This is a genomic window from Vibrio harveyi (assembly GCF_030060435.1).
In the GTDB taxonomy this organism is placed as follows: Bacteria; Pseudomonadota; Gammaproteobacteria; order Enterobacterales; family Vibrionaceae; genus Vibrio; species Vibrio harveyi.
Genome location: NZ_CP125876.1, coordinates 1,413,724 through 1,429,989, shown reverse-complemented (window position 1 = coordinate 1,429,989; position 16,266 = coordinate 1,413,724). Strand labels below are relative to the sequence as shown.

Genomic DNA, 16,266 nt, shown 5'->3' with positions numbered 1-16,266 from the left:
GGGTATATTAGAATTGATAAGTCGCCGATAACTTATAGTTACGTCCTGGCTCGTAATCATCCAAAGTAATACCTCGGGCCGTCCCCGAACGAGATGCATGAGACGTATATAGCTCGTCAAAGACGTTATCGATACCAAACGTTACCGATAGACCATCGATGTCAGAAGGCACCCATTGTGCGTACAAGTTATGTACATCGTAGCTGTCTTTCTTAGGTTGACCATCAAACACATTGTCTTCTTCAAGAACAAACATTGAGTTCCAACCGAAGATGGTTTCTAGCGAATCAGATTGGTAATCCAACGTCAGCGAGATGCTGTCACCCATATCAATACTGCGACCATTGCCGCCCGCGACAGGACCACCAGTATCTTTGTTCTCTGTATCTGATTTAGAGTATGACAGTTTGCTACCGAAGCTTTCATAACCATAAAAGGCACTTGCTTCGAAGCCCTTGATTTCCACATCACCCAAATTGTAAATAAGATAAGTTTTCGTAGTACGTTGGTACTCTTCAGCAATGTAGTTATCAATATCAGTTTGGAAGAAGGTTAAATTTGCACCAAATGAATGCGCATCCATGGTTTTGTCAAAGCGCACGCCACCTTGTGTGTTTTGCCCCGTTTCTGGTTTCAAACCATTTTGTAGGTAAGCCACATCTTGGTAAGCGATAAAGGTTTCCATTAATTCTGGACCTTTAAAGAGTGAACGAGAGCTTGCAAATAGCGTCCAGTCTTGTGTTATTGCCCACTCTGCTGCCAGTGCCCATGTCACTTCATCGTAATCGTTGTTACCTGTTTCTGCTTTGCGCTGGTAATCGTCAAAACGCAGACCCGCTGTGATGGAGAGAGCATCAGAAATGAAGAATTGGTCTTCAACGAATAACGCTGTAGAGACCGCGGATTCATCCATGAACTTACTGCTGCCGTAGTAACTCTCCGAAGTCTTATCCATGTAATCAAGACCGTACGTCGCACGATGATCAAAATCACCCAATGTCAGCAGTGATTGGAATTTTGCACTCAAACCAAAGTTCTGGTTTTTCGCCGTGTTTTTCGACAAACGATTTGCCGGCCAACGCGGTGCCATTACGGATTCATCACGAACAATTTCAGTCTCGGTGTTGTAAAGTGTTACGTCACCTTGGTGTTGATCGCCGCGCAATTCATAACTAAGAGTGACCGTGTCACGATCATAATCAGTCGGAATCAGTAAGTTGTTGGATAGGCCATTGTTCGCGCCACCAGACATATCAGGTCGTGGGTTGTAATCACCACTGTCACGATACATGTCATAAGAAATTTCAATGCGATGGATATCACCAAATTCGTACCCTAGTTTCCCTAGGATATTGTAAACGTCACCTTCCGAGCCAAAGGTTTTATTTCCGTCACCATCTTTAAAGTCATCACGCGTCACATAGTGACCGTAGACCATAGCGTCCACGCTTTCAGACAACAGCCCATAAAGCGTTAAAGAGCCCTGTTGGTTATCATTAGACGCATAACCACCGTAAACACGCGCACCAAAGTTTTCATCGTAACGCAGCAGATCACGTGCATCTTTGGTTTCAAAGTACACCGCCCCACCAAGACCACTTTGAGTTACCGAGTTATTACCCACTTGGATATCCGCTGATTTCAAAATGTCCGGGTTAAGCGTAAGGTTACCAATATGGTGGAACATGTTGGCGTGCTGAGAGGCTCCGTCCAAACGGATATCAAGGTCGGTTTCACCAAGACCGCGAATCGTAATGCGTTGGTTGACAGAGTGCGTACCACCCACATCAACGCCCGGAATATCACGGAGTAAATCCGACATGTGATCGGCTTGCTTGAGCGACATATCGTCAGCAAACATTGATTCGGTGTTGCTGGATACTTTCGTCCCCCACACAACTACCTCTTCGAAGTGAGAGTCTTGATCTTGAGCTAAAGCTGGATGGGCAAGCGCCATCCCCACTGCTAGGCATAGGCTTGAGAGCTTAATTGGTGAGCGAACAGGGCTTTCCATAAACGTCTTCCTAAATATAAATGATAATAATTCTCACGCATGATAGGATCTCAATTCATAAATACAAAGACGAATCACTTATGCAAAATCGCATAGGTGTTATGAGGAAACGTCAAATGGCGGCAGAGACCAAAAAAAGAACTAAAATTGCCAAAGTAGCTCTGACCAAAAAGCTTGAGCAGACGGAAAAACAAATAATTGTTACACAAGGTCAAAGCAGCCAAACTCAGCTTGCTGAAGGGAAATTTCTCTCCTACCAATACAACGACCAAATCTTTGTCCATGGCGGACGATGCATCGAATTAGTCGATTCCAATATAGTCTCTACTGCCCATTCAGCCCTACTGATTACTATCCTTCTTGAGGGAAAGCTATCTTTTGGCTATGACGATCTTCAATTCGACTTTGACGCTAACAAAGCACCACAAGGTGTGGTTGTTAACCTAGCAAAACCCGCTAACTTCCGCCGCTCACTGATTCAAAATAACAGAATGAATAAGATCAACATTCTTATTAAACCACCTTGGTTAGAATCGAGAATGGCGAGAAATTGTGGACACAAGCGCTTCATTGAAACTCACCAAGCTTTTTACACACTGGAGCTTAATGAGACGTTAATTGAGCTTGCACGATCTCTCACTCAACGTGAATCTCCGACAAATATGAAAGATCGTATAGAGGTCGAAAGCTTGATTTACCAAGTGCTTTCCCACTCAATCGGGCAAATGCCTGACGATTACTGCGCGGTATGTGAAAAACAGCATCGCTCCGCTGACACTCGCTTAGAAAATGTGGTCAGTTACATAGAAACACATCTCGATGAAGATTTAACCTTAGAACGTCTAGCAGAAGAGTTTTCAATGAGCGTTTCAAACCTCCAACGACGTTTCAAACAGGCTTTTAACATGACTATTAATGGTTACATCCGCCATCGCCGCTTAGAGATCGCTCGCCAGCATTTGGAACGCGGATTAGTGACTATCACAGAAGCGGCATACGAAGCGGGCTATCATCATCCATCAAACTTTACCAACGCCTTCAAGAAAGTATTTGGTGTTCCCCCACATGAAGTCGTCAACAACCATTGAGTATATCCATATAAATTTGCTCTCAAAGCTATTTGGGAAGACAAACACTTGGCGTTATACTCGCGAGAAAGGTTATCTGAAATACAGAGGTCATCATGAATATTGGTGCAGTTGCGAAACTAACGGGGTTGTCTTCTAAATCGATTCGTATGTATGAAGACAAAGGCATCATTTCATCACCAGCTCGTAGCGATTCAGGTTATCGCGAATATTCTGACAAACACATCCAAGAGCTCAACCTTGTTTCCCGGGCAAAAAATGCGGGATTCTCACTGCAAGAATGCAAAGAATTTGTGCAACTGGCGCATAATCCAAATCGCAAAAGTAGCGAAGTGAAAGCGCGTACGATGGATAAACTTCATGAAGTGGAGCAAAAAATCGCTCACTTGTTGGAAATTAAAAAGCAATTAGAAGGTTGGGTTTCATCTTGTCCGGGCGATGCCGAGAGCCGATGTCCAATCATTGATGAGCTCACCAAGTAAGCTCATCAACATTTCTATTGCGGTTTACAGGGCTATTGTTCTAGTAAGGTACTGTTTTAACGTAATTCTGTTTTAGTAAATATCGTTTTAATGGTAAGTACACATACGCTTGCCATTAAGCTCAATGATATTAAAAGGTGTCTCGTAGATATCTTCTAACGTGGACGCCTGAATTACCTCATCTACCTTGCCACTGGCAACCACTTTACCCTTCTTCAGAGCAAGGATCTCATCGGAATAACAAGCTGCAAAATTAATATCGTGGATCACCACCACCATAGCTTTATTCATATCATGCGCAAGACGTTGAACGACTCTCATGATTTGAAGCGAATGCTTGATATCAAGGTTATTCAATGGTTCATCGAGGAAAACATAATCCGTATCTTGGGCTATCACCATCGCAATAAACGCCAACTGTCGTTGACCACCACTCAATTCATCTAAGAACTTATCTTGAATTTCTTTCAGATCTAAGTAGTCGATTGCTTGGTCGATAATCGCATGGTCATCTTTGGACAAGTTGCCTTTTGAATAAGGGAATCGCCCAAACGATACCAATTCTTTTACGGTAAAACGCATCGTAATCGTGTTAGCTTGACGTAATACCGCCAACTTTTTCGCAAGTTCTTTGGTGTCCCAATCTGCAATCTCTTTGCAGTCGATCATGACACTACCACCATCTCGCTCGGTCAATCGTGACGCCATGGACAGCAAGGTACTCTTTCCTGCTCCGTTTGGACCAATAATCGATGTCACCTTCCCTTTCTCAAATTGGGTATCCGCGCCATCAACCACTTTGTTGGAACCAAATGCTTTGGTTAATTTATCTATAACTATCATGTTTATACGACTTTGTTTTTCAGCAGTAGATACAAGAAGTAGATACCACCAATAAAGTTAATCACTACGCTCAGCGTCGTTTCAAATGAAAAGACGTTTTCTATAATCCATTGCCCCGACAATAAGGCACAAATTGCCATCAAAGAGCAACCTATTAACAAGGTACGATGCTGGTAAGAGCGGAACATTTCACGGCTCAAGTTTGTCACCAATAAGCCAAAGAACATGATTGGTCCGACTAAAGCCGTCGAAATAGCAATGAGAACCGCAGAGAGAATAAAGACATTGCGCGTCACTTTAGGGACATCAACCCCAAGACTCTTAGCATTGTCTTGGTCTAGCCAAAAAACATCTAAAGTACGATGCATGCGATACAACAACCAGCAAGCGATAAGCAATATTGGTGAACTGAGATACGCCAAGTTCACCTTCACATTATTGAAACTCGCGTACAGTTTAGATTGCACAAACGCAAAAGTATTTGGGTCCATAAGAAGGGAGAAGAACACCGCAATGTTGTTAAACAACTGCCCAAAGATCAGCCCAACCAATAGCAAAGTGATGAGATTGCGCCCGCCTTTTGAAAAATAAAACCCAAACAGCAATAGCGAAAATCCCACCATGACCAGCACAGCAATCGAGAAGTTGATGTAGACATTCAGAACGAGAGCGCTTAAACCACCAAACAACAAAACAATCAGCACTTGCGTTAACACATACAACGCATCAAACCCCATGATGCTTGGAGTAAGAATCCGGTTGTGGGTAATGGTTTGGAACACCAACGAAGATTGAGCAATCGCAATACCCGCCAATACCATAGCTAACACTTTAGGCACACGTCGCGACAAAAAGTACTGGTAGTTATCTGCTGTTAAGCCAATACCAATAAACAAAAAAGCAAAAAGCAGCGCGACGGCTGCCAATAAGAACAGTTTCTTGGAATCACGCACTTTGCTTACCTCGCAACAACATCGCGATAAACACCACTCCGCCCAAGATGCTGATCACGATTGAAATCGGCATTTCATGAGGGAAGATGATCAATCGGCTAACCAAGTCACAAGCTAAAACAAGTATTGCCCCGTACATAGCGGTAAGCGGGATATTGCGTTTGAGATTATCACCGTAGAAGTAGCTGACTAAGTTTGGCACGATAAGCCCAAGAAATGGCAGTTGACCTACGATCATCACCACACTGGCTGACATTACCGACACCAAAAGTACGCCTAACGTCACCACTTGCTGATAGTTCAGCCCAAGGTTTACTGCAAAGTCTTTACCAATGCCAACCGCAGAAATGCGTGCCGCAAATAGGTAACTTAAAAGAGCGACGGGAACAGCAATATAAAGCAGCTCAAAATCACCACGCAAAATGTTTGCAAAGTTTGCCACGCTCCATGCTGACAGGCTTTGTAGTGCATCGTATTTGTAGGCAATGAAAGTAGTAACAGCGTCAACAACGTTACCAAAGATGATGCCCACGAGTGGCACAAACACGACGCTTTTGAATTGAATACGTTGAACGAACTGGACGAACATCAAGGTACCCAGGATAGAGACAGCAAAGACAAGCCAAAGCTGTTCGCCATTACCAAAAAACACCACACTCATTACGTAACCGAGCATGGCGCATTCAATGGTGCCTGTCGTCGAAGGCGCGGCGAATCGGTTTTGGCTAATTTGCTGCATCACTAATCCAGCGATGCTCAAGCCTGCTCCGGCAAGAAGAATGGCAAATAAACGCGGAATTCGGCTAGTAAAGAAAAGTTCTAGTGCTTTTGCATCGCCCGAAAACAACTGTTGGGGTGTCATATTTGCCACCCCAACAAACAACGATGCGACGCTTAGAACAATAAGAACAAGCAATAACTTTTTCAAAGTTAACCTCAGCTAGCTTTTTTACAGATCGATCGTGTGTTTGATTTCACTCACCATCTTTTCCGTTGCGGTTACGCCAGACATTGCTAAGTACCAAGCATCAACATCTAGGAAGGTAATTTTCTTGTTCTTGTATGCCGAAGTTGCTTTAACTAAATCGTTATCCAACGCTTTAGTGAGGTCATTGTCGGACTTTGAGTGAAGTGAGTTTCTATCAATGACCAGAATATTTTTCGGGTTAGCTTCGCGGATAAACTCGTAAGAGATGACATCACCGTGCGTTCCTGTTTTGAGGTTCTTCACTGTTTCAGTAAAACCAAAATCTGTGTAAATCGCGCCAAAACGAGACTTCGCACCGAATGCACTGATGTTGTCACCAATACTTAGAATCGTAAGCGCATCATTATTATGAGCTTGGTTATAGTCATGAATTGCTTTGAATTGAGCGTCTAACTTTGTAATTTTTTGCTCGACCTTATCCTCGATATTGAAGATTTTGCCAATATTTCGCCATTGTGCTTTGGTCCCTTGCCAGTAATCTTCATTCTCGCCTGAAGCAAATACTACCGTTGGGGCAATTTCACTTAACTCATCGTATTTTGACGAACCGCGAGGACCAACCAAAATCAAATCTGGTTTTTGCATGTAGATGCTTTCGAAGTCTGGTTCGAACAGACTACCTGCCGATTTGTAATGAGCTTTACTGTACTTAGATAAGTACTTTGGAAGATGGGAGGCGTTCGATACTGCTACAGGGTCAATACCAAAACTATCGAGTGTATCAAGTGGACCAAAGCCAATCACAACCACACGTTTTGGCGATTGTTCGACTTCTGTCGTTCCCATGTAGTGATCGATTTTGACGGTTGCAGCAAAAGCAGGTGAGATTGTTAGCAGCGAAACAAGAGCCGCACTGACGAGTTTTTCCATTATTCCAAGCCTTAAATGAGATCCATTATCATGCGCATTCGCAATATATCGTTACTCAATCAGGCATTCAACCGATTCTTTAATAACTTTATACCCAAGTAACCTCGAGATGCTAGGTTCAGCGAGAATGACTTGGTTTGTAGACGCGGCGGCGATTTAAAGGTTTAGTGGGTCTAACAACGAATTACACCTCACCAATATCGAATTTGAGACGGTAAGCGCAAAGTTATCAAATTAATATTTATCACTTTAATGAATGTTTATACTTCTTTTAAATGACTCACTAAAAAGGACTAGATAATGAAGAAGTTAGCATTGGTTTTATTTGTAGCAGCACAGCTAATGGCATGTACGGAAGTTGGCAGTGAAGCGTGGTGTAACGATATGAAAGAGAAACCAAAAGGCGATTGGACTGCTAACGAAGCTTCTGATTTTGCTAAGCACTGTGTTTTCTAATTCAGAAATAAGCGCTTATCGCTCTTAGTAAAAAGTGCTCATGATGACCCACAACATTGTATTTCGGAATTCTAACGTTGTGGGTTATTCGTAAGCATCAAGAAATTCTTTTAGTGCCGCTTCATCGACAATCTCAAGCCCCTGCTCGCCTTTTCTGATCAAACCTTTGTCCATCAGATCTTTTACCGCTCGACGATAAACGCGTCCTGACGTGCCAAATCTTTCAGCTTCTTGGTTTACTTTGTCAAACCCACCCAACAAGGTGTTGGTCTGCTTTTGTACTAGCAAATCATAAGCAATGTTGTAAGTAATTGGGTGCAACAAGCGATTGGTATAGATGTCCATTGAATCTTGATAATCCTCCGCCAAAGCAGAAGCAAAGAAAAACATCATGTCAGGTTGCTGATGCAATGCCTCAGTCAGTTTTTGGATGCAGATAATATCCACTTGCATATGTTCATCGGCGACGACGTTCCACTGACAAGGCGTTTGCGTGAAGTACTCCATTTCACCATAGATATGATAATCGCAATTGGCTTCACCTAATTGAAAACGACGACCGTTGACAGCAATAATACTCATTGAAACTCGACCGACTGGCACAACATACAGATATTGAAGCTGCTCACCTTGGCGAAGGATCTCTTCACCAGAGTCAAAGTATCGACTGCCGATTTGGCATTGATAGATTAAGTCACGAAACTCGGCACTTTTCTGTTCTAGAAAGCTTTTGAAACGTCCGGTTGAGTAAGGGCTGATTTTCACGTGAGTTTCTCTTTAATGACAACAATCTCAAATAGATTGTACTCGCTAGAATCGTTTGATGACAGCCAATAAAAAAGCGACACCAAAGTGCCGCTTTAAAAATTAACTAAGCTGTGATCCAGTTAACTCTGCGCAATTAAGGCTTCAAGAGCAGCGTAAGACGCTAAACGCTCCCCTTCCATCATCACTTGCGCTTCGTCTACGTATTGTCCTACGCCTTCTTTCACATCCTGCTGATACATAACCACATTGTTCAAGATAGAAGCAACGTTTAGACCACGCAAGCGACCGACGGTAAACAGAGCCGAGGTTTCCATATCCGCGCCGAGAATACCTTTCTTGTTCCAGTATTCACAAATCGCTTCTTCGTCGTCGGTGTAGAAGCTGTCATGGGAGCGAACCACTCCTAAATGATAGTGCGCCTCTTTTTCGGCTAAATAGTTGTCCAGCGCTTTCAGTAACGAAAAGCTTGCGTAAGCCGGATACGAAGTTCGAACGTACGCTTTCGAACCACCTTCGTCTCTTACGGCGCCTTCAGCCACTATCAACTCACCGAGTTGAATGCCTGATTGCATCGCACCAGCCGATCCCACACGAATCACGTCTGTCACACCACACTGTTTTAGCTCTTCCACCGCAATGATCATCGAAGGAGCGCCTATGCCTGTACTGCATACTGAGATTTGCTTACCTTGGTATGTGCCAGTGAACACTCTATATTCACGGTTTTCAGAGACCAATTCTGCGTTATCAAACAACGCGGCAATACGGTTTGCTCGATCTGGCTCACCACAGACGATCACTCGCGATGCTATCTGGGTGTTGTCTACGCCAATATGAGGTTGTTTCATCATTGGCTTAACCTTGCGCTGTCGCTTGAGTTAGGGTCTTGTCACCATTGCGTTTCGCACTACGTGCCCATTCTCTTGTGCCGTTTGCGGCGATGAACATTAGAATCGCGTATTGAACCGACATTGCGTACACGCCTTGTGTTGCGTAAATACCAACGCTGATGATGTTGATTACGACCCAAAGAATCCAGTTCTCAACGTACTTACGTGTCATTAAGATTTGCGCCACGATAGACAGAACGGTCATAGTTGCATCCCAGAATGGGAAAGCATCTGGCTCCAACACAGGTTCAGACAAACCTGCACCGAACACATTTAACGTATCAACGGCAATGTTAGCCAACGCAAAAAAGAATGGGTCGATATAGATGGTTAACAGCGCAATCGCAACAATGCTTACTGAACCTGTCGCGATGAGCTTCTGCTTGCTTAACCAGCGCACCTCTAGTGTCTCACCTTGTGCATTTGGTCTTGTCCACGCATACCAACCATAAATGTTGGCGCAGAAGAAGAACAATTGAAGCAGAAGCAATCCGTAAAGCTGAATCTGGAAAAAGATAACGGCGAAAAGTGTTACGTTCAGCAAACCGAACAAGTAGTTAATGGTTTTTTCTTGGCTCGCAAACCAAATACAAAGCAGACCGAAAACCGTACCAAAAGCTTCGATCCAACTCATCGCATAGCCACCACCAATAGGAATATTAACAAGGGTGTTATTGATGTCTAACAGGGCAAATAGGTCCATGAAGATGTCCTTTATTATTGTGCTTGGGATGTGCTCATCTTATTGCCTCGCAGCAAACAAAAAGGAGGACATTTGTCCTCCCTTCGATGTACCCGATCATAAATCAGATCAATACTTGCTTTAAAGTGCCTGAAGCACACTTATTCCTTCGCCACTATTTAGGATTCATGTCCTAAGTAACGCTTCTTGAAAGATGATGCCGCAGCAAATAGTGCTGTAGCTATGAACGTAAATGCGATACCCAATAAGTAAATGAATTCTTCATTGGCAAGCAACTCATAAACACTCAAAGAAAACACGAATAAGACTAAGAGAATATTGATACGGTGAAACCACGGTCTCTTAACTGAATGCAGTGCGTATCTCTTGACGAACATAAAAATTTTCCATTTGCTACAATAATTTATAAATCTATTTATAGACCCTTTTAATAATAAGCTTTTTGGAATATTTCTACACGAAATCTTTTACTTTACGCGCAAAAAATCACATTTTGTTGGGCTTATTGTTCAAAAGGCGTGGGGTTGCTTCCTAAATCCTTATAAAAAGCACCTTCAATAAAAGTATAGGTCTATAACTTATTGAGAATGAATAAATTTTGAGCTAAGAGAGACGCTTCACACTTTTACGTTCAATCAGTGTCGGCTCTAATTGCACAACCTGAGCTTCGTCAGACTTATCATCCAATTTACGCAACAATGTCTCTACAGCAGCTTGTCCAAGACGGTACTTAGGCTGATGAATAGTGGTGAGGGATGGCGACATAAACTTAGCGATGTGGATATCGTCATAACCAATGATAGAAAGCTGCTCAGGTACTTGAATACCCAACTCATTTGCCGCGTTAATTGCGCCCATGGCCATCATGTCGTTGGAAACAAAAATAGAACTTGGTAACGGACCACGTTCCGCCATTTTTTTGAAGGCTTGATAACCACCTTCGCATTCAAAGTCCGATTCAACAATCCAGTTGGCGTTGAACTCAAGCTCTGCTTCGATCATCGCGCGTTTGTAGCCTTCGTAACGCATTTGCGCTTGATGCTTAATTAATGGTCCAGTGATACAACCAATCTCTTTGTGACCACAATCAATAAGGTATTTAGCGGCCAAGTAACCACCACGAAGTGAGTTATCTTGGATCTTATCGCTTGTGAACAGCATTGGTCCCCAATCCATCACTACAACTGGAATATCAGGGTAACGTTCGAATACATCAATGCGCTCCCCTTCTAACGATGAACACATTAGAATCAGACCATCAACTCGCTTTTGTAGCAACGTATTGATGGAATCACGCATGCGTTCGTTATCGCCTTCAGTGTTACACAGGATCAGGCTATAGCCTTTATGGTAGCAACTGCGCTCAACACCTTTTACGACTTCACCGAAAAATGGGTTGGTTGAGGTAGTCACCAGCATACCAATGGTTTTGGTGCGATTGACTTTGAGGCTACGCGCCAAAGCTGAAGGCGCGTAGTAATTGAGCTCTTTGGCAGCGTTGTTGACTCGTTCCGAAATCTCTTCGCTGACAAAGCGAGTTTTGTTAATAACATGGCTCACAGTTGAGGTGGAAACCCCTGCCAGTTTTGCGATGTCTTTCATCGTTGCCATGTTATTACTCCTTAATTAGTTTTTAACCAGAAACTCCTCAACCTCTTTTCGGGTTGGAATGGAGGTTTGCGCGCCAAAGCGAGTTACTGAGATCGCTGCTGCTGCGTGGGCAAACTTAATCGCTGATTCTAAAGGTAAGTCTTCCAATAAACCAGTGACTAATGCCCCATTAAACGTATCGCCCGCCGCTGTGGTATCTGTTGCTTCTACGCGGAAACCAGGAATGATTTCACCGCGACCGTTTTGACTCAACCACACCCCTTTCGCACCGAGCGTGATCATGACGATTTCAATGCCTTTCGAATGCAGGATGTTTGCCGCTTCTTGTGCGCTGTCATCGTCCGTTACCGTCACACCTGTTAGTACTTCCGCTTCCGTTTCATTTGGTGTGATGACATCAATGCAAGACAGTAACTCATCAGACAATTCACGCGCTGGCGCTGGGTTCAGAATGACGTTGGTTTTGGCATCTTTCGCGATTCGCGCAGCTTTCTCGATGCCGCACATTGGCGTTTCTAGTTGCATCAACAAGTAATCAGCCTGACGAATGCGCTCTAGATCTGGCTCAATCGCCTCTGCAGTCAGCTTGGCGTTGGCTTCTGCGGAGATACAAATGCTGTTCTCGCCGCTGTCCGCAACTTGAATCATGGCAATGCCCGTTGGGCAGTTCGGCTGCATTTTCACGCCAGCAATGTCGATACCATCCATTTTGAAGTTCTCACGAATGTTGATGCCGAATGAATCATCACCCACACACGCAATAAAACCGATGTCTGCGTTTAATCGAGCTGCCGCAACAGCTTGGTTGGCACCCTTGCCACCTGGGATAACTTGATAGTTGCGACCATGCAGCGTCTCGCCTGGACGAGGGAAAGAAGGCACTTGAAGAACATGGTCAGCGTTTACACTACCTAACACCACTAACTTATTCATACGGTTATCCTCGGTTCTGAATGAACCCTTTATATTTGAACAGGAGTAATAGGTTTACGCTCTTTGAAAAAACGTAAGCGTATTACGATTCAAATAGATTCAGTTTTCTAACGTACCATTTTTGTTGTTTGGAATGACCCAACACATTCATTGGGTCATTCCATTATCTTCAACAAAGAAGAATCACTGAGTTGGGAGTTAAACTTACTTAGTCACGACTTTAAGCGGAACAGGAATGTACTCCTCAACCTTCTCACCTTTCAATACTTTGTCGGCCGTTTCTACACCCAAAGCACCAATAAGATCTGGCTGCTGCGCGATAGTTGCTGCTAGCTTGCCACGGTTAACTGCTGCAATGCCGTCGTCAGTGCCGTCGAAGCCAACGATGAGTACATCTTTACCAGACGCTTGAACTGCGCGAAGCGCACCCAGTGCCATCTCATCGTTCTGAGCAAATACTGCTTGAACGTCAGGGTTCGCTGCAAGCAAGTTTTCCATTACGTTCAGACCTTTAGTACGGTCAAAATCAGCAGGTTGGCTTGCTAGTAGCTCCATGTTGCTGCCCTTCACTGCTGTCATGAAGCCTTCACCACGCTCACGCGCTGCAGACGTACCGGCAATACCTTCTAGCTGGATAACTTTCGCTTTCTCACCTACTTTTTCCATGATGTAGTGACCAGCCATTTCGCCACCAACTACGTTGTCAGAAGCGATGTGGCTCACTACGTCACCACGGCTTGCACCACGGTCTAGTGTCAACACAGGGATCTTAGAACGGTTCGCCATACGAATTGCGTTTGACACAGCGTCTGAATCTGTTGGGTTAATCAGAATCGCTTTTACGCCACGAATCGTTAGGTCTTCGATGTTTGACAGTTCTTTACTCGGGTCATTTTGCGAGTCCAGTACAACCAAGTCGTATCCCAGTTCTTTCGCTTTCGCTTCTGCACCGTCTTTCATCGTTACGAAGAACGGGTTATTCAATGTAGAAACTACAATCGCCATTGTATCTTGAGCGTGCGCCGCTACCGATACGGTTGAAGAAAGAAGTGCAGCAGAGATAAGAGTTGCGAGTTTTTTCATCGTTCTAGTCCTTTGTGTAGGGTGAGCCAGCACACGTCCTCTGGCTCGGTTTGTATTCAGGATGTAATGGAGCTCTTTATTTTAAATATCAATTACTTGTTTTTGTTGTCTACCAGTACTGCTAGCAAGATAACCACTGCTTTCGCAATCATTTGGTAGTAAGAAGAAACATCGAGTAGGTTCAGCGCGTTGTTTAGGAAGCCGATGATTAGAGCACCAATCAATGTTCCCATTATGCGACCTTTACCACCCATCAAGCTGGTGCCGCCAAGAACAACCGCTGCGATAGCGTCTAGCTCGTAGCCCATACCCGCTGTTGGTTGTGCCGAAGACAGACGAGACGTCACGATAATGCCAGCAAGCGCTGCCAACATACCGCAGATGGCGTATACACCAATTTTCACACGGTCAACGTTGATACCAGAAAGGCGCGTTGCTGATTCGTTGCCACCAAGTGCGTACACGTAGCGACCAAAACGAGTGTGGTTCAGTAGGTACCAAGCTGCCGCAAAGACAATCACCATCAACCAAACTGGAACCGGGATACCAAGTGCGTAACCTGTGCCAAACCATGCAAATGCATCTGCTGTGTCAGTAAAGCCCGTAGAGATAGGACGACCGTCGGTGTAAACCATGGTTACGCCGCGTAGTAACGTCATGGTAACCAGTGTTGCGATAAAGGCTTGAACCTTACCTTTGGCAATGATGATACCGCTGATCGCCCCCAAAGCTGCACCAGCGAACAATGCAGTCGGAACTGCGATAAGCACAGGCACTTCTAATGCAATCATGCTCGCGGCAAACGCACCACATAGTGCGAGTACAGAACCTACGCTTAGGTCGATGCCTGCGGTCAGGATAACCAACGTCATACCTACCGCGATGATTGCGTTAACTGAGGTTTGACGAAGGATATTAAGAATGTTGTCTACCGTAAAAAAGTTCGGGTTCAAAAATGACACGACAACAATCAAAAATAACAGTGCAATCAGTGACTTTTGTTCAATCAGCCACTCTTTAGTGAACAGCTTCTTGCTGCCCGTTTCGTTTGGTTTGCTCATGGTATTAGTACTCATGCTGCTTCCTCATTGATCTTCTTGCCTACGGCACAAGCGAGTAGTGTTTCTTGGTCGGCGTCTTTCGCATCAAATTCGCCCGTGATTCGACCTTCGTGCATCACCATGATGCGGTCACTCATGCCTAGCACTTCAGGCATCTCAGAAGAAACCAAGATGATGCTCATGCCATCGGCTTTAAATTTGTTGATTAGCTGGTAGATTTCTTTCTTCGCACCCACGTCGACGCCGCGAGTTGGCTCATCCAGAATCAGAACTTTGGGTTTGGTCATCAGCCCTTTTGCGATTGCCACTTTCTGCTGGTTACCACCAGACAGGTTGCCAATGATTTGGTCTCGGGTTGGCGTTTTGATGTTGAACAGTTTGATGAAGTCTTCTACCGCCACGACTTCTTCGCCATGTTGGATTTGGAAGCCTTTGGTAAGTTTATCCAATGCACACAGAGACATGTTCTCCTTCACGGATAAGCCAAGCACTAAGCCATCGCCTTTACGGTCTTCAGAGATGTAAGCAATACCATTCGCCAAGCCATCTTGTGGGCTAACCGGGTTAATGGTCTTATTGTCTAAGTTGATGACGCCACGCTCACTTGGTAGCGCGCCGTAAATCACCTTCATCAACTCTGTACGCCCCGCGCCCATCAAGCCTGACACACCAAGGATTTCACCACGTTGAAGCGTGAAGCTAATGTCATGAACACCCGAGCCCGTCAAACCAATCACTTCAAGACAAACATCACCATGCGTCACTTCGATACGCGGGTATTGCTCTTCCAACTTACGACCAACCATCATTTCGATGAGTCCATCTTCGTTGGTGTCTTTAACTTGGCATTCGCCAATGAACTTGCCGTCACGTAACACAGTAATGTCATCACAGATTTCGAAGATTTCTTTCAGACGGTGTGAGATGTAAACGATGCCGCAACCTTGGTCGCGAAGTTCGTTAATCACTTTAAACAGCGATTCCGTCTCTTTGTCGGTCAACGCATCCGTTGGTTCATCCATGATGATGACTTTGGATTCGAAAGACAGCGCTTTGGCAATCTCCACCATTTGCTGCTCACCAAGACTTAAATCACCAAGCAATGTTTTTGAAGAGTGCTTTACGTTAAGGCGTTGAAGCAACTTATCTGCTTCTTCGTACATTCTGCTCCACTGAATACGTCCCATCGTGCCGGTAAATTCACGACCTAAATAGATGTTTTCAGCAATCGTCAGCTCAGGGATCAAGTTCAATTCTTGGTGAATGATACTGATGCCCGCTTCTTGAGAATCACGCGGACCTTTAAACGCCGCTGGCTGACCTTGATATTTGATGCTTCCTGCATCCATGTGGTAGATGCCTGTAAGCACTTTCATCAAGGTCGACTTACCTGCCCCGTTCTCGCCCATCAGCGCCATCACTCGACCCGGGTATACATTAAGGCTGGCTTTATCCAACGCCTTAACACCCGGGAAGGCTTTCTCAATGTCGCTTAGTTGTAGAATGGCTTGAGTCATAATTTG

The 16,266-nt window shown here is 44.5% G+C and carries 17 protein-coding genes; 3 read left to right on the top strand and 14 right to left on the bottom strand.

The genetic code is table 11. The annotated features are described in order from the left end of the window. Positions 1–7 precede the first annotated feature (7 nt). The gene (locus QMY49_RS22980) at positions 8–2,014 is read right to left on the bottom strand and encodes a TonB-dependent siderophore receptor (RefSeq protein WP_283314582.1); all 2,007 of its coding nucleotides are present in this window, start codon (positions 2,012–2,014) and stop codon (positions 8–10) included. Between the two features lie 116 nt (positions 2,015–2,130). Here QMY49_RS22980 and QMY49_RS22975 point away from each other — a divergent pair, with 116 nt between their 5' ends. Next, positions 2,131–3,102 carry a helix-turn-helix domain-containing protein gene (locus tag QMY49_RS22975; RefSeq protein ID WP_283314579.1) on the top strand — a complete coding sequence of 324 codons (972 nt, stop codon included), beginning with the start codon at positions 2,131–2,133 and terminating at the stop codon, positions 3,100–3,102. A gap of 95 nt (positions 3,103–3,197) precedes the next feature. Then, positions 3,198–3,584 carry a Cu(I)-responsive transcriptional regulator gene (gene cueR, locus QMY49_RS22970; RefSeq protein ID WP_005437780.1) on the top strand — a complete coding sequence of 129 codons (387 nt, stop codon included), beginning with the start codon at positions 3,198–3,200 and terminating at the stop codon, positions 3,582–3,584. 87 nt (positions 3,585–3,671) lie between these two features. Here the strand turns inward: cueR and vctC are convergent, their stop codons facing one another. The 4 genes from vctC to QMY49_RS22950 are packed head-to-tail and all read right to left on the bottom strand — an operon-like array spanning position 3,672 to position 7,238. Continuing rightward, positions 3,672–4,427, bottom strand: coding sequence for an iron chelate ABC transporter ATP-binding protein VctC (gene vctC, locus QMY49_RS22965; RefSeq protein ID WP_009696072.1), 756 nt, complete (start codon positions 4,425–4,427; stop codon positions 3,672–3,674). Between the two features lie 2 nt (positions 4,428–4,429). Next, the gene (gene vctG, locus QMY49_RS22960) at positions 4,430–5,380 is read right to left on the bottom strand and encodes an iron chelate uptake ABC transporter permease subunit VctG (RefSeq protein WP_283314575.1); all 951 of its coding nucleotides are present in this window, start codon (positions 5,378–5,380) and stop codon (positions 4,430–4,432) included. Beyond that, positions 5,373–6,308 carry an iron chelate uptake ABC transporter permease subunit VctD gene (gene vctD / locus QMY49_RS22955; protein WP_283314572.1) on the bottom strand — a complete coding sequence of 312 codons (936 nt, stop codon included), beginning with the start codon at positions 6,306–6,308 and terminating at the stop codon, positions 5,373–5,375. The genes vctG and vctD overlap by 8 nt, the downstream gene beginning before the upstream one ends. 21 nt (positions 6,309–6,329) lie before the next feature. Then, positions 6,330–7,238: a siderophore ABC transporter substrate-binding protein gene (locus QMY49_RS22950; RefSeq protein WP_283314570.1), complete on the bottom strand. Its 909-nt coding sequence runs from the start codon at positions 7,236–7,238 to the stop codon at positions 6,330–6,332. 300 nt (positions 7,239–7,538) lie between these two features. Here QMY49_RS22950 and QMY49_RS22945 point away from each other — a divergent pair, with 300 nt between their 5' ends. After that, on the top strand, positions 7,539–7,694 hold the full coding sequence (locus QMY49_RS22945; RefSeq protein ID WP_005452237.1) for a DUF3012 domain-containing protein: 156 nt from the start codon (positions 7,539–7,541) through the stop codon (positions 7,692–7,694). An 84-nt stretch (positions 7,695–7,778) separates the two neighbouring features. Here QMY49_RS22945 and QMY49_RS22940 read toward each other — a convergent pair whose 3' ends face one another. The 9 genes from QMY49_RS22940 to rbsA all read right to left on the bottom strand — a co-directional run bounded on the left by QMY49_RS22940 (position 7,779) and on the right by rbsA (position 16,260). Continuing rightward, positions 7,779–8,459, bottom strand: coding sequence for a Crp/Fnr family transcriptional regulator (locus QMY49_RS22940; protein WP_017190704.1), 681 nt, complete (start codon positions 8,457–8,459; stop codon positions 7,779–7,781). A gap of 122 nt (positions 8,460–8,581) precedes the next feature. Beyond that, on the bottom strand, positions 8,582–9,313 hold the full coding sequence (locus QMY49_RS22935; protein ID WP_283314567.1) for a nucleoside phosphorylase: 732 nt from the start codon (positions 9,311–9,313) through the stop codon (positions 8,582–8,584). A gap of 4 nt (positions 9,314–9,317) precedes the next feature. Beyond that, positions 9,318–10,055 (bottom strand): nicotinamide riboside transporter PnuC, encoded by a 738-nt coding sequence (pnuC, locus tag QMY49_RS22930; RefSeq protein WP_005452241.1) that lies wholly within the window; start codon positions 10,053–10,055, stop codon positions 9,318–9,320. Between the two features lie 158 nt (positions 10,056–10,213). Continuing rightward, on the bottom strand, positions 10,214–10,432 hold the full coding sequence (locus QMY49_RS22925; RefSeq protein ID WP_005452242.1) for a hypothetical protein: 219 nt from the start codon (positions 10,430–10,432) through the stop codon (positions 10,214–10,216). A 226-nt stretch (positions 10,433–10,658) separates the two neighbouring features. Next, positions 10,659–11,666, bottom strand: a complete 1,008-nt coding sequence (locus QMY49_RS22920; protein ID WP_005452243.1) for a substrate-binding domain-containing protein — start codon at positions 11,664–11,666, stop codon at positions 10,659–10,661. A gap of 15 nt (positions 11,667–11,681) precedes the next feature. Beyond that, positions 11,682–12,599: a ribokinase gene (gene rbsK / locus QMY49_RS22915; protein ID WP_005452244.1), complete on the bottom strand. Its 918-nt coding sequence runs from the start codon at positions 12,597–12,599 to the stop codon at positions 11,682–11,684. Between the two features lie 204 nt (positions 12,600–12,803). Further along, positions 12,804–13,682 (bottom strand): ribose ABC transporter substrate-binding protein RbsB, encoded by an 879-nt coding sequence (rbsB, locus tag QMY49_RS22910; RefSeq protein ID WP_283314563.1) that lies wholly within the window; start codon positions 13,680–13,682, stop codon positions 12,804–12,806. Between the two features lie 92 nt (positions 13,683–13,774). Continuing rightward, positions 13,775–14,758, bottom strand: coding sequence for a ribose ABC transporter permease (gene rbsC, locus QMY49_RS22905; protein ID WP_005452248.1), 984 nt, complete (start codon positions 14,756–14,758; stop codon positions 13,775–13,777). Beyond that, positions 14,755–16,260 (bottom strand): ribose ABC transporter ATP-binding protein RbsA, encoded by a 1,506-nt coding sequence (gene rbsA / locus QMY49_RS22900; protein WP_283314562.1) that lies wholly within the window; start codon positions 16,258–16,260, stop codon positions 14,755–14,757. The genes rbsC and rbsA overlap by 4 nt, the downstream gene beginning before the upstream one ends. Positions 16,261–16,266 lie beyond the last annotated feature (6 nt).

Bases quoted from the DNA above. Each gene is read 5' to 3' on its own strand.
- rbsK (WP_005452244.1), bottom strand. From the start codon at position 12,599: ATGAATAAGTTAGTGGTGTTAGGTAGTGTAAACGCTGACCATGTTCTT.
- QMY49_RS22950 (WP_283314570.1), bottom strand. From the start codon at position 7,238: ATGGAAAAACTCGTCAGTGCGGCTCTTGTTTCGCTGCTAACAATCTCA.
- QMY49_RS22920 (WP_005452243.1), bottom strand. From the start codon at position 11,666: ATGGCAACGATGAAAGACATCGCAAAACTGGCAGGGGTTTCCACCTCA.
- QMY49_RS22975 (WP_283314579.1), top strand. From the start codon at position 2,131: ATGGCGGCAGAGACCAAAAAAAGAACTAAAATTGCCAAAGTAGCTCTG.
- QMY49_RS22945 (WP_005452237.1), top strand. From the start codon at position 7,539: ATGAAGAAGTTAGCATTGGTTTTATTTGTAGCAGCACAGCTAATGGCA.
- pnuC (WP_005452241.1), bottom strand. From the start codon at position 10,055: ATGGACCTATTTGCCCTGTTAGACATCAATAACACCCTTGTTAATATT.
- rbsC (WP_005452248.1), bottom strand. From the start codon at position 14,758: ATGAGTACTAATACCATGAGCAAACCAAACGAAACGGGCAGCAAGAAG.
- QMY49_RS22935 (WP_283314567.1), bottom strand. From the start codon at position 9,313: ATGATGAAACAACCTCATATTGGCGTAGACAACACCCAGATAGCATCG.
- QMY49_RS22980 (WP_283314582.1), bottom strand. From the start codon at position 2,014: ATGGAAAGCCCTGTTCGCTCACCAATTAAGCTCTCAAGCCTATGCCTA.
- rbsA (WP_283314562.1), bottom strand. From the start codon at position 16,260: ATGACTCAAGCCATTCTACAACTAAGCGACATTGAGAAAGCCTTCCCG.
- rbsB (WP_283314563.1), bottom strand. From the start codon at position 13,682: ATGAAAAAACTCGCAACTCTTATCTCTGCTGCACTTCTTTCTTCAACC.
- cueR (WP_005437780.1), top strand. From the start codon at position 3,198: ATGAATATTGGTGCAGTTGCGAAACTAACGGGGTTGTCTTCTAAATCG.
- vctC (WP_009696072.1), bottom strand. From the start codon at position 4,427: ATGATAGTTATAGATAAATTAACCAAAGCATTTGGTTCCAACAAAGTG.
- QMY49_RS22925 (WP_005452242.1), bottom strand. From the start codon at position 10,432: ATGTTCGTCAAGAGATACGCACTGCATTCAGTTAAGAGACCGTGGTTT.